This window comes from Stanieria cyanosphaera PCC 7437 (genome assembly GCF_000317575.1).
GTDB lineage: Bacteria > Cyanobacteriota > Cyanobacteriia > Cyanobacteriales > Xenococcaceae > Stanieria > Stanieria cyanosphaera.
Map to the genome: position 1 here is coordinate 1,394,703 of NC_019748.1, position 13,101 is coordinate 1,407,803.

Here is a 13,101-nt window from a genome sequence, read left to right on the forward strand (position 1 = left end):
TAATGTTAAAAAATCTATTGATTGAGATTAGATATTTATTGATACAATTCCCCAAAAACAAATAAAAGTAACAATGCTTTTGAGGAAGTTTTGATTCTAATTATTGCTTAAAATCAAATTAGATGTTTTTTTTTTAATAAAAGTAACTTAAACTAGATGTAATTAAAGATTTGTAGATTAAGCAATGAATTTAGACACAGCATTGGCATCAGTAGATCAAATGATTTATGCCAAGACGGGAAAACACTTAAGCAATCTACAAACTATTATTCTCAAAAAAGTTTGGCAAGGAAAAAAATATTTAGCAATAGCAGATGAATATGGTTGTACCGAAGGTCATGTTAAAGATGTTGCTTCATGGCTATGGAAAATTTTATCAGAAGTATTACAAGAAAAAGTAACTAAAACTAATTTTAGGACAGTTATACAAAGAAAATTATCTTCAGTTGCGATCACAAAATCTTCGTTATTATCTTCTGGTTCGGCTTATTTTATTGGTAGAGATCATGAACTTGCCTACTTACAAACTTTAGTTGATCGTGGTAGTAAAGTAATTATGATTCAAGGAGAAGGAGGTGTGGGAAAGACAACTTTGGCTCAACATTTTTTATTGAGTCAAGGTTTTTCTTTGGTATTAGAAGTTTTAATGGCGAAAGAAACTCAAAATATCACTTCAGTAGAAAGTATTGTTGAAGAATGGTTACAACGAGATTTGCATGAAGAGGCAGGTAACGAATTTGGTGTTACTTTGGCTAGGTTGAAGCGATGTTTAGAACAACAAAAAATTGGGATTTTAATTGATAATTTAGAACCTGCTTTAGATCGAGAAGGTAAATTCATTGCTGCTCATCGTAACTATGTGGAATTATTGCGAGTATTAAGCGATCTAAAAATTAAATCAATTACTTTAGTTACCAGTCGCGATCGCATTTGTGAAGCCGATCTAAACTTAGAACATTATCGTTTACCAGGATTAAGTTTATCTGCTTGGCAAGAATTTTTTTTCTACCGTCAAATTCTAACTGATTCGATCATCTTAGCAAAATTACATCAAACCTATGGTGGTAACGCCAAAGCAATGGGAATTGTAGCTGGAGTCATTCAAGAAGATTATGCGGGAAATATAGATAATTATTGGCAAGAAAATGCTAATGATCCTTTAGTAGAAATCAATTTAAAAAACTTAGTTGCTCATCAATTTGATCGATTACAAAAGCTCGATGAGCAAGCTTATTTATTACTTTGTCGTTTAGGATGTTATCGTTATCAAGATATTCCACAAATTTCTCGCTCAGGATTGTTAATTTTATTGTGGGATGTAGAGGAAAAACACAAACGAAAAATCATTGAATCTCTACGGAATCGTTCTTTAGTAGAATTTTCTCAAGCTAAATATTGGTTACATCCTGTGATTAAAGCAGAAGCTATTCTTCGTTTACAACGGCAAAAAGAATGGCAACAAACTCATCTTACAATTGCCCAATTTTATACAGCAAGTGTGACCAAAATTAATAGTATTCAAGATGGTTTAACTGCTTTAGAAGCATATTATCACTATGTAGCTATTGAAGACTTTGACGCAGCAGGACAAGTAATTATTAATAGTTACAATAATCAATGGGGACAATACTTAACTTTAGGAAGTACTCTCTATCGCTTAGGATTAATTCAACCGCTACTTACTGCTATTACACAAATTATAGAAAAAATTTCAACTATTGAAAAACGTAGTGAATTAAATAATATTTTAGGTGATTTATATTGGATTTCTGGTCAAATTTACCAAGCGATCGCTTGTCAAAAAGTAACTATTTCTGCTGCTACTCAATGTTTAAAAAATCTTACTGAATTAGAAATAAATCAATATCGAATCTATTATCTAAAAATGTTACAAGTAGATTCATTACTTAGTCTAGGATTGTATCAAATCGATCTTTTAGAATTAGATCAAGCAGCTAATTTTTTTCAACAAGTTATTAACTTAGCTTATCAAACTAGACATCATTCTTGGGCAGAAAAAGCTTCAATTTGTTTAGACTTAGTTAATTCTGCTCGGCAACAAATGCAAGTTGATTATCAAACTAGTCAAAAATTTTATCAACTAATTATTATTAATAATGATCCAGACTATAATACTGGTCGCTTTGCATTTTTTATTCAAATTTTAGGTCAGACTCATTTAAATTTGGGAGAAACTACTAAAGCCCAACAACTATTTACGAGAGCGATCGCTTTTTCTCAATCAAGTAATTACACTCAAATTAAAGCCAAAGCTTTAAGTGGTTTAGCAGTGAGCTATCGACAAATAAATCAGTTTGAAACTGCCGAACAATATCATCAACAAGCTATTAATCTACTAGATAATCTTGGTGCTAAATGTGACCTAGCAGAAGCTTATTTTCAATGGGGTTTAACTTTACAAATTAGCGGAAAAAGTGAAGTTAGTAAAAATAATTTTGAACGAGCTAGTCAATTGTTTCAACAAATCAACGCACCGAAACAATTAGTAAAAATTAGAAATCAATTAGAATAAACAAGATCAAATCCATCTTAATTTGAATTTAAATACTGTAATGAGATTGTGTTGCAATATGAAAACTAAGCAAAAATATCTCTCCAATTTTTCCAATCCTTTAGTAAAATTTCTCATTCAATGGGCTAATGTCATTGCAGTTGTCGGTAGCACCTGTTTGATCCTATTAGCTACACTTTTTCCTTTTAATTTCACTCCCACCAATTTTTCTTGGCAAACCATTCATAGTAGTTTTGGAGCGCAAAGCGATCTTAACGACCTAGTAGGGAATGTATTGCTGTTTATCCCTTTTGGTGTTAGTTTGCTTAGTTTGCTGATTAAGCATAAAATTAAGTTATTCTGGGCTATCTGTTTAACTACTCTGACTAGTATCGGTTTATCCTTAAGTGTAGAAATTTTACAAATATTTTTGCCATCCAGAAGTAGTGATTATAGCGATCTAATTACTAATAGTACAGGTGGATTATTAGGAGCTATAGGTTATTGTCTTTGGAATTTAGCTAAATTTAACAGTTTACTATCTAGATTGCTTGAAACTCTTAAACCTCTGCTATCTAGGCAAAAATTAGCAGCAGCGTTGATTATTTGGGTACTTTTTACTGGTTTCGTCGCTTTAACCTTACAAAAAGCAACTTATTTCAGTAATTGGGCAACTGACTTTCCTTTAATACTAGGAAATGAAGCTACAGGCGATCGCCCTTGGCAAGGTACAATTTCTCAATTAGCGATCGCTCCTAGAGCTATGGATGAATCAGAAATTACTGAAGTGTTTGCTAAGCAAGGTTTTCTTCCTTCAGAATTATTGATTGCTAACTATGCGTTGACAGGAAAAGATAATTATCAAGATCAAACAAACCAATTACCTGATTTAATTTGGCAAGGTAATCAACCTCAAAATCAAATCACTACAGGAGTTAATGTAACTTCCGACTCTTGGTTATCCACTCCAACCCCAGCAACCAAACTTGCTCAAAAATTACGTCAAACTTCCCAATTTACAATTAGTACAATTGTAACAACAGCTAATCCCCAACAAGTAGGACCAGGAAGAATTATTACTTTCTCTAGCGATCCTTTTCATCGCAACTTCACTTTGGGACAACATTATAGTTACTTAATCTTTCGTTTACGTACTCCAATTACGGGAGAAAACGGAATGTATACAGGATTAAGTGTACGAGGTATTTTTAAAGATAATCAACCAATTCATTTAATTCTTACTTATAAACATTCATTTTTAAGACTATATGTTAATAGTCCAGAAAACTTGCATATTTTAGGATTAACTCCAGAAATAACCTTATTTCGTTATTTATTTCCCTTGGAAGGCGATAATCTTCATTTAACTAAATTTGGTTTATTGCTAAATAAATTATTGTATTATTTGTTATTTTTTGTACCTTTAGGAATTCTAACTGCTTTAATCATTACCCTGTTTCCAACTAGATTAAGTTGGACAATACTATTATTTATGGCAGGAATTGTTGTACCTGCACTTCTTTTAGAATTATTAATTCGAGCAGAATATGGTTTAAGAATAGACAATTTGAGCATCAGTATTGCGATCGCAACAATCACAATGTTGTTAGTTAGAAACAGATTAATTGTCTGGTTAGATTCGGACAATCGTTACAGTAAACAAGGAATACGGAGTAACTGGTAACTGCCAAAGATAGTCAAATTGTGCTAAAATTTTAAAGTAATTTGCTACTATATCACGATTTATTCGCTAAAAAAGCGCAATTATTCTCATTTTTTAGCTTTTAGAGTGAATTATTAGATATTTTCGGAGTTTTTAACCCTATGACCTCTTCCCAGGAACGGATTATTCCTACCGATCTGAGTAATGAAATGTCTCGGTCTTATTTAGAATACGCCATGAGCGTCATTGTAGGACGGGCGTTACCAGATGCTAGAGATGGTCTTAAACCCGTGCATCGTCGCATTCTCTTTGCCATGTATGAGTTGGGCTTAACTCCAGATCGTCCATTTCGTAAATGCGCCCGTGTTGTCGGGGAAGTTTTAGGTAAATATCATCCCCACGGTGACACCGCAGTATATGATGCTCTGGTAAGAATGGCGCAAGACTTTTCGATGCGCAACCCTCTAATCAATGGTCACGGTAACTTTGGTTCAATTGATAATGATCCTCCCGCAGCAATGCGTTACACCGAGTGTCGCTTACAATCTTTGGCAACTAACGCTTTATTGCGAGATATTGAAGCCGATACAGTAGATTTTGCTGATAATTTTGACGGTTCGCAACAAGAACCAGTTGTTTTACCAGCCAGATTACCTCAGTTACTTCTCAATGGTTCATCAGGGATCGCAGTAGGGATGGCAACTAATATCCCTCCTCACAATCTAGGCGAGTTAGTCGATGGTGTAATTGCCTTAATTCACAATCCAGAAATTAGCGATCTGGAGTTAATGAAATATATTCCTGGTCCTGATTTTCCGACAGGTGGACAGATTTTAGGCAGAGGAGGCATCAAAGATGCTTATTTGACTGGCAGAGGTTCAATTACTATGCGTGGAGTAGCAGAGATTGAAACCATTCATCCTAGGGGAAGACCAGAACGAGAAGCGATTATTGTTACCCAATTACCCTATCAAACTAATAAAGCTGCACTGATTGAGAAAATTGCTGAATTAGTTAACGATAAACGTTTAGAAGGAATTTCCGATATTAGAGATGAAAGCGATCGCACTGGAATGCGAATCGTGATTGAGTTAAAAAGAGATGCTTATCCCCGAGTAGTTCTTAATAATCTCTACAAACAAACCCCCATTCAAGCTAATTTCGGGGCAAATATGCTTGCTATAGTGGGTGGAGAACCTCAATTAATAACTATTAAACGATTCTTGGAAGTTTTCCTCGATTTTCGCGTCGAGACAATTACCAGAAGAACTCAATATCAACTCCGCAAAGCCGAAGAAAGAGATCATCTTTTACAAGGATTACTAGTTGCCTTAGAAAGTATCGATCAGGTTATTCAATTAATCCGTCATGCAGCCGATACTGCTACTGCTAAAGGTGAATTAATAGAGAGATTAAATTTATCCGAAACTCAAGCAGATGCCATTCTGCAAATGCAGCTACGAAGACTCACCGCTTTAGAAGCAGAAAAAATCCAAGCTGAACACGAAGATTTACTCAAACAAATCATCGATTTTCGCGATATCTTGGCAAAAAAAGAGCGGATTGAAGCAATTATTGAAGAAGAAGTTACTCAAATCAAAGAAATTCATGCTACTCCACGTCGAACCGAAATTATTCAAGGAGAAGGTGAACTTCTTGATACCGATTTAATTGCTAATGAACAAGCAATCATCATTTTAACTGAACAAGGATACATCAAACGTATGCCAGTCAGTACCTTTGAGGCACAAAATCGGGCAACTAGAGGTAAAGCAGCAGCCAAAATCAAAGAAGATGATGTAATCGAACATTTTCTAACTTGTTGCGACCATGATACCGTGTTATTTTTTAGCGATCGCGGTGTCGTCTATTCGATCAGTGCTTATCAAATTCCTGCTGCATCTCGTACAGCTAGAGGCGTTCCCATCGTCCAGATGTTACCCATCTCTCAGGAAGAGAAAATCACTTCTATTGTTTCCGTCAGCGAGTTTACTGATAACGAATACCTAATCATGCTCACTCAAAAAGGCAACATCAAAAAAACTGCTCTATCTGCGTTTAGTAATATTCGCGCTAACGGTTTAATTGCCATCTCTCTCGAAGAAGGAGACGAACTGAGATGGGTACGTTTAGCGAGAACAGAAGATAGTGTCATTATTGGTACGCGCAAGGGAATGGCAATTCACTTCAAAGCTGACAATCAGCAATTACGACCTTTAGGAAGGGCAACTAAAGGAGTTAAATCGATGAAATTAAAAAGTGAAGATGAATTGATCTCGATGGATATTTTGCCTTCTCAAATAGTTGCAACTATTGCAAGTAATGGTGAGGAAGAAGAAGAAGAAACAGACACAGAAGCAGAAGAAATCATCATCGAAGAAGCTAATCCTACCGGTCCTTGGTTACTCGCAATCACTAATAATGGTTATGGAAAACGAGTCCCTGTAACCAAATTCCGTTTACAAAATCGTGCTGGCATGGGAGTAAGAGCAATCAAATTTAAAAATGCCAATGATAAACTAGCTGCAATTCACGTAGTTAATCCTGAAGATGAATTGATGATCATCACCAACCGAGGAATTATTATTCGTCAGGCAGTCGATGCTATCTCTCTTCAATCCAGAAATGCTACGGGAGTAAGAGTACAAAAACTAGATGGCGATGATGCGATCGCTGCTGTAGCTTTAGTACCTCCTGCTGCTGAAGAAGAAGAACTAGTTTAACTTGATTAGCAGCTTCTGAATAATTGATCTTTTTTGCAAAATCAAAGCTATGGCAATCAAAGTTGAAGTTCTACCTCATAATCCTAAGTGGCGCGATGAATTTGCCAAGGAAGCAAATCAGATCAATTTGGCTTTAGGAGAAAATGTAGTAACAATTCATCACATTGGTAGTACAGCCCTTCCTAATATCTACGCCAAACCTATCATCGATTTACTAGTTGAAGTTGAAAATCTAACTCAAGTAGATCTATGTAATTGTGCAATGCAAGAATTAGGCTACGAAGTGATGGGTGAGTTTGGCATCCCCCGTCGTCGCTACTTTAGAAAGGATAACGAAGTTGGGATCAGGACTCATCACGTCCACGTCTTTGAAAGTGCTTCTTCAGAAGTAGAACGTCATCTAGCCTTTCGAGATTACATGATTGCTCATCAAGATTATGCTCAACAATACAGTCAACTCAAACGAGAGTTGGTTAAAAAGTTGCATTGGAGCGATATAGAAAGTTATATGGATGGAAAAGATAAATTCATCAAAGAGATGGAGAAAAAAGCCTTAGAATGGCAGAGAGTGGTGAAAAAAGCTTAAAAATTCTTTAACTTAACCAAACTTTTGGGGACGTATCATACTACGTTCTTTTTTTTTACAAATAATAATGAGTTAAAGATGAACTACTAATCATCTACACCACTAGACTTCGTAACCATAGTCTTTGACGCAACCGATATAGTGTACGGGAATACTGCACTGCGTAGAGCCGATAGTTTAAGTCGCTTCATGATTAAAAAAATATTAATTAGTATTATTTAACAATTACTTAGTTAAATTTTCTTGCGTATAAACATTTATATGTTAAAACAGATGTTGTTTAAATTATTTCTAGAATTTAGCAACAATTAAGGGCTATTTTTAGATTTTGTTCAGGCAATTTTCTCAGTATTTTTACGGTCAAGTTTTAAAAATCTTTTTTCAATTTCATAACCTAAATTAAAACTAATTAAGCTTTGGATATTAGTTGCTTAAAACTTGTCTTTTATTAAGATCACAATCAACAATCAAAGTGACAAATATCACTAGATGTAACTTTTTGATTACTTTATACTTTATTTATAGAAACAACAACTAATTTTAATAATCAATAGTTATTGGTTTACATTTTTTTAGCAAAATTAATTTAATTAATGAGAATAAAATTATGAAGAAATTATTGTACAGCCTAGTTACTTCTGTTGCTATTTTAGGATTAAATGTTTTTCCTTCTCAGGCTTTAGAATCTAACTTAGACCAAGATATTGCAAATCAAGTTGAATCTAGCCAAAATGAAATTCAATTAGCTACTACTAGTAATAATACGTATAAGTATTGTTTTTGGATTGCAATGGGAATCAAAGTTTGTTTTTAATTACCAATTAAGTAAATTAGAGTTCAATTCATTAACAAAAGTACAATCATAGGTTAGCATGGTCTTCAGCAATAACACTGAGATGATGCTAACCTTTTTAACGTGGATAAAATTTTTTTTACTTTAATTAGTTGTAGTTTTATTTCTTACGCTTTCTCTCTTTCTGTTCAAGCGCAAATTATTAGTGATGACACTTTAGATAGTCAAGTTAATTCTACTCAGACTCAACAGTTAATTATTACTGGAGGAAAGCAAGCAGGAACTAATTTATTTCATAGCTTTACTAAATTTTCAATACCTACTAATTTTACCGCTTACTTTGAGAATAATTTAGCCATCAAAAATATTTTTACTCGTGTGACGGGAGGAATAATATCTAATCTTGATGGTGTAATCAAAGCTAATGGTAATGCTAGTTTATTCTTGATTAATCCCACAGGAATTATATTAGGGCCTAATGCACAGTTAAATTTAGGTGGTTCTTTTATTGCTACTACAGCAGATGCAGTTGTGTTTCAGGATGGGATTGAATTTTCGGCTACTTCTCAACAAGTTAAACCCTTGCTAACAGTTCATATTCCCATCGGTTTACAATATGGTGCTACAGCAGGGGCAATTATTAGTCAAAGTTCTAATATTAATCAATCAACTTATTTAAATGTTACACCTGGTAATACGATCGCTTTATTAGGAGGAGATGTTTTTTTAGAAAATACTTTAATTAATAATCCTCAAGGAAGAATAGAACTTGGTAGTGTAGCAAAAAACCAATTAGTAACAATTAAGCCTGGTAGTCAGGGATGGATAATAGATTACAGTTTAGTACAAAAATTTGAGCAAATAAAATTAACTAAACAAACTCTTGTTCAATCTGCCGATGGTGGAGTAATTCAATTTCGAGGTAAAGATATTACTTTAGATAATGCTGCGGTTTTTAATCTGACTACTCAAGCAATTAATGGTGGTAGCACTAATTTAATTGCTAATAATATAGTTGAGCTATCTAATAGTTTTATTTCTACTTCTGTAGGAGGACAATTTGGCTTACAAATTCCTGGTAAAGGAGGAGATATTTTTATTAAAGCCAATCAAGTACAATTAAGTAATGGTTCTGGTATTTCTGCTGAGACTCTTAGTTTAGGTGAAGGAGGAAATATCAATATTGAAGCCAAAAATTTAATTGAAATAGTGGGCAAAAATGATTTTGTTACTTCTTTTATCTCAACTTCTACAGCAGAAAGAGGAACAGGAGGACAAATTACTCTGAATACAGCAAGGTTATTATTAAAAGATGGTGGACAAATTCAAGCAGCTAGTTTTGGACAAGGACAAGCTGGAACTATTACTGCTAATGCAACAGAATCAATAGAAATATCTGGTACGGAAGTAAATAGTCAGGGAAGATTATTTAGAAGTGGTTTTTTTGCTTCTGCTGGTTTGGAAGATGTCGCTTTTGAGTTACAACCTCTTGGGAAAAGTGGCAATTTAATTATCAAAACTCCAAATCTTAAGATTGAAAACGGAGGACAAATATCTGTTAGTAATTTTGGTCAAGAAAATGCAGGAAATATAGATATTAATGTTGATGATTTATCTTTAGCAACTCAAGGTGAAATTATTGCTGATACCGCTTCTGGAACTGGAGGTTTGATTGAATTAACAGCTAATAATATTATTTTGCAACCAGAAGGACAAATTACTACTACTGCTGCTAGAAATGGTGATGGTGGCAATATTCAAATTACTTCAAATAATCTAGCTTTATTTCCGCAAACTCAAATCAATGCTAATGCTCAAGAAGGAAGTGGTGGTAATATCCTAATTAATACCCAGGGTTTCTTCTATAGTCCTACTAGTTTGATTACAGCAAGTTCAAATTTTGGTACAGATGGAGTAATAGAGATCATTACCCCTGATGTCGATTCTGCGATTAACACCATTTCTAGTGAACAATCACCCTTGAAGGCTGAAGATTTAATTTATACTGGTTGTGGTTTGGGAGGAGATTTTGCTGAGGATCAGTTTCGTTATATTGGTCGAGGAGGATTACCGCCAAATCCGATCGAAGGAACAGTAGTGCAAGATTCTTTGGCGGATCTCGGCAGTGAGGCATCGCCAACAACTGATCAATTACCATCTGATCAGCAATCAAAAATTGATAAAACCTCATCATTTCAATCCATTGTTGAAGCAAATAATTGGATTGTTAATCAAAAAGGGAATATAGAACTTACTTCTGATGGTGATACATCTTTGCATTTATTATCATTCAGTTGTCAACTGAAATAATAGTTGCTGGTTAATTGAGTTATTAATTGCTGTAAATGTTCGGTTTGATGAGTTGCCATTACTGAGAAACGCAGACGACTGGTAGGAACGGTAGGAGGACGAATAGCAGGCGCAAAGATACCAGCTTCAGTTAATTGTTGGGCTAATTTGAGAGCTTGTTCTGGAGTGGTTAAACCCAAACAAATAATAGGTGATGCTGAAGGTAATAAGTTGAATTGAGATAGCTGCTGTTGAAGATAATGTATATTACGCCATAATTGTTTTCGTCGAGAAGGTTCGGTTTGAATAATTGCGATCGCACTTAAGGCTGCTGCGGTGTCTGCTGGTGATAAGGCGGTAGTATAGATCCAACTAGGAGCGCGATTACGAAGGAAATCAATTAAAGTGGCACTGCCTGCAACGTAACCACCTAAGCTACCTAATGCCTTACTAAGAGTTCCGATTTGAATAAGTTGTTTACCTGTACAATTGAAATGTTCGACACAACCAGCACCAGTTTTACCCATTACTCCTGTTGCGTGTGCTTCATCGACGAGTAACATACAATCAAATTGTTCTGCCAGAGAGATTAATTGGGGTAAGGGACACAAATCACCATCCATACTAAAAACACTGTCAGTAATAATAAGACAGCGACGATATAAAGAACGGTTTTGTTGGAGTTTTAAGATTAAATCTGGGATATCGCAGTGATTATATTCAATTATTTTTGCCCCACTTAATTTTGCACCGTTTTTTAAACTGGAATGGTTATATTTGTCTGTGAGAATTAGATCTTTTTGTCCGACTAAAGTAGTAATTGTACCTAAATTTGCCAAATAACCAGAACTAAAGACTAAAGCAGATTCAGTTTGTTTCAAAGATGCGATCGCATTTTCTAGTTCTTGATGTAATTCTCGATGTCCACTGAGTAAACGAGAACCTGTACTACCTGTACCATATTGCTGGGTGGCTTGAATGGCTGCTTCAATTAGTCGCTCATCTCCTGCTAATCCTAAATAATCGTTACTGGCAAAGTTAATTACTTTTTTTCCTTCTAAATTTACTACTGCATCGGGAAGACTATCGATTGTTTTAACGGAACGATACCAGTTAGCGCGATGAATAGTTGCTAAGGATTTTTCTAACCAATCATAGGGGTTGGAGGACATTCGGCGATAGACTTTTGGTGTGAGTAATTGGTTTTAATTTTATCCACAGATAGACACAGATAAGATTGACGATAGGCATCCGTTGTTTTACGGTGCTAAGAAATACTTATTTTGTAAATTTAATTTTTAACAAGATATGGCGATAGAAGTAGATTACCGTTTTCCACCTGGAATTGATGCTACCCGTCAAGCGAAAACCATTGCTGTTGGACAAACTGCGGGAACTTGGAATAATAATTTTGCTCATCGAGAAACTCAACTGCAAAAACATCTCGGACAAGTAATTAACGTTAATCAAGATGAGGCTGGTTATGGTATCGCTACCATTAGTTTTCCAGAAATAAATGTTGAAAATGACATTCCTAGCTTGTTAACCATGATTTTTGGCAAATACTCCTTAGCTGGTGCTGCCAAAATCATCGATTTGAGACTGCCTAAAAGTTATGGTAGATTACCAACACTAGGAATTAAGGGAATTAGAGCTAAATTAAGTGTAAGCGATCGCCCTTTAATTATGGCAATTTTTAAGCCTGCTTTGGGATTATCTGCCGAAGATCATGCAGAGATTTTAAAACAAGTAGCTTTTGCAGGTTTGGATATTATTAAGGATGACGAAATTTTAGGTGATTTACCCACTGCACCGACTTTAGAAAGATTAACTGCCTGTCGTCGAGTTTTAACAGAAGTTCAAGAGAAGACAGGTAAAATTGTTTTGTATGCTATCAATTTAACTGGAAGAGCGGATCGATTATTGCAAAAAGCTCGCTTATTAGTTCAATCAGGAGCAAATGCGCTTTTATTTAACGTTCTTACTTATGGTTTTTCTATTTTAGAAGCTTTAGCTGACGATCCAGCCGTTAATGTCCCCATTTTTGTTCATCCTGCTTTTGCTGGCGCACTTTGTGCAGGTACAGATACAGGTTTAAATTATTCCGTAGTTTTAGGAACTCTGATGGCGCATAGTGGTGCCGATGCAGTTTTGTATCCTGCTCACTATGGTAGTTTACCTTTTGATCCTCAAGAAGAAAGTAAAATTAGAGATATTTTGCGATCGCGTAACTGTTTTCCTGTTCCCTCGGCTGGAATTCATCCTGGTGTTGTCCCCAAAGCATTAACTGATTATGGTAATGATGTCATTCTCAATGCAGGTACAGGAATTATGGATCATCCCGATGGTGCAGCAGCAGGAGTTCAAGCTTTTTTTGAAGCTTTAGCTAGAATAAAAAACAATCAATCTTTTGACCTTAATAGTATCCCTTCAGGTGCATTGTATCAAGCGATCGCGAAATGGGGAACGATTTGAAGCAGTTACCAGTTACTAATTAGTAATTACTAATTACTAATTACTAATTACTAATTACTA

At 34.9% G+C, this 13,101-nt stretch carries 8 protein-coding genes; 7 read left to right on the forward strand and 1 reads right to left on the reverse strand.

The window, feature by feature from the left end:
* Window positions 1-184 precede the first annotated feature (184 nt).
* The 6 genes from STA7437_RS06110 (at window position 185) to STA7437_RS06135 (ending at window position 10,587) form a co-directional block, all read left to right on the forward strand.
* A complete protein-coding gene (locus tag STA7437_RS06110) occupies window positions 185-2,533 on the forward strand; it encodes a tetratricopeptide repeat protein (RefSeq protein ID WP_015192504.1) in 2,349 nt (782 codons plus the stop codon).
* A 58-nt stretch (window positions 2,534-2,591) separates the two neighbouring features.
* Window positions 2,592-4,196, forward strand: a complete 1,605-nt coding sequence (locus STA7437_RS06115; protein ID WP_015192505.1) for a VanZ family protein — start codon at window positions 2,592-2,594, stop codon at window positions 4,194-4,196.
* A 140-nt stretch (window positions 4,197-4,336) separates the two neighbouring features.
* Entirely contained in the window at window positions 4,337-6,898 is a 2,562-nt protein-coding gene (gene gyrA, locus STA7437_RS06120) for a DNA topoisomerase (ATP-hydrolyzing) subunit A (RefSeq protein ID WP_015192506.1), read from the forward strand.
* Window positions 6,899-6,947: 49 nt separating this feature from the next.
* Window positions 6,948-7,484: a GrpB family protein gene (locus tag STA7437_RS06125; protein WP_015192507.1), complete on the forward strand. Its 537-nt coding sequence runs from the start codon at window positions 6,948-6,950 to the stop codon at window positions 7,482-7,484.
* Between the two features lie 607 nt (window positions 7,485-8,091).
* The gene (locus STA7437_RS06130; protein WP_015192508.1) at window positions 8,092-8,298 is read left to right on the forward strand and encodes a hypothetical protein; all 207 of its coding nucleotides are present in this window, start codon (window positions 8,092-8,094) and stop codon (window positions 8,296-8,298) included.
* Between the two features lie 102 nt (window positions 8,299-8,400).
* Complete coding sequence (locus STA7437_RS06135) at window positions 8,401-10,587, forward strand: two-partner secretion domain-containing protein (protein WP_015192509.1); 2,187 nt, start codon at window positions 8,401-8,403, stop codon at window positions 10,585-10,587.
* Here the strand turns inward: STA7437_RS06135 and bioF are convergent.
* Complete coding sequence (gene bioF, locus STA7437_RS06140; RefSeq protein WP_015192510.1) at window positions 10,575-11,738, reverse strand: 8-amino-7-oxononanoate synthase; 1,164 nt, start codon at window positions 11,736-11,738, stop codon at window positions 10,575-10,577. The two genes, STA7437_RS06135 and bioF, sit on opposite strands and share 13 nt — an antisense overlap.
* A gap of 136 nt (window positions 11,739-11,874) precedes the next feature.
* Between bioF and STA7437_RS06145 the strand changes: the two genes are divergently transcribed.
* A complete protein-coding gene (locus tag STA7437_RS06145) occupies window positions 11,875-13,041 on the forward strand; it encodes a RuBisCO large subunit C-terminal-like domain-containing protein (protein WP_015192511.1) in 1,167 nt (388 codons plus the stop codon).
* Window positions 13,042-13,101 lie beyond the last annotated feature (60 nt).

Excerpts from the sequence above, each read along its gene's own strand:
- STA7437_RS06110 (WP_015192504.1), top strand. The coding sequence starts at position 185 with ATGAATTTAGACACAGCATTGGCATCAGTAGATCAAATGATTTATGCC.
- STA7437_RS06115 (WP_015192505.1), top strand. The coding sequence starts at position 2,592 with ATGAAAACTAAGCAAAAATATCTCTCCAATTTTTCCAATCCTTTAGTA.
- gyrA (WP_015192506.1), top strand. The coding sequence starts at position 4,337 with ATGACCTCTTCCCAGGAACGGATTATTCCTACCGATCTGAGTAATGAA.
- STA7437_RS06125 (WP_015192507.1), top strand. The coding sequence starts at position 6,948 with ATGGCAATCAAAGTTGAAGTTCTACCTCATAATCCTAAGTGGCGCGAT.
- STA7437_RS06130 (WP_015192508.1), top strand. The coding sequence starts at position 8,092 with ATGAAGAAATTATTGTACAGCCTAGTTACTTCTGTTGCTATTTTAGGA.
- bioF (WP_015192510.1), bottom strand. The coding sequence starts at position 11,738 with ATGTCCTCCAACCCCTATGATTGGTTAGAAAAATCCTTAGCAACTATT.
- STA7437_RS06145 (WP_015192511.1), top strand. The coding sequence starts at position 11,875 with ATGGCGATAGAAGTAGATTACCGTTTTCCACCTGGAATTGATGCTACC.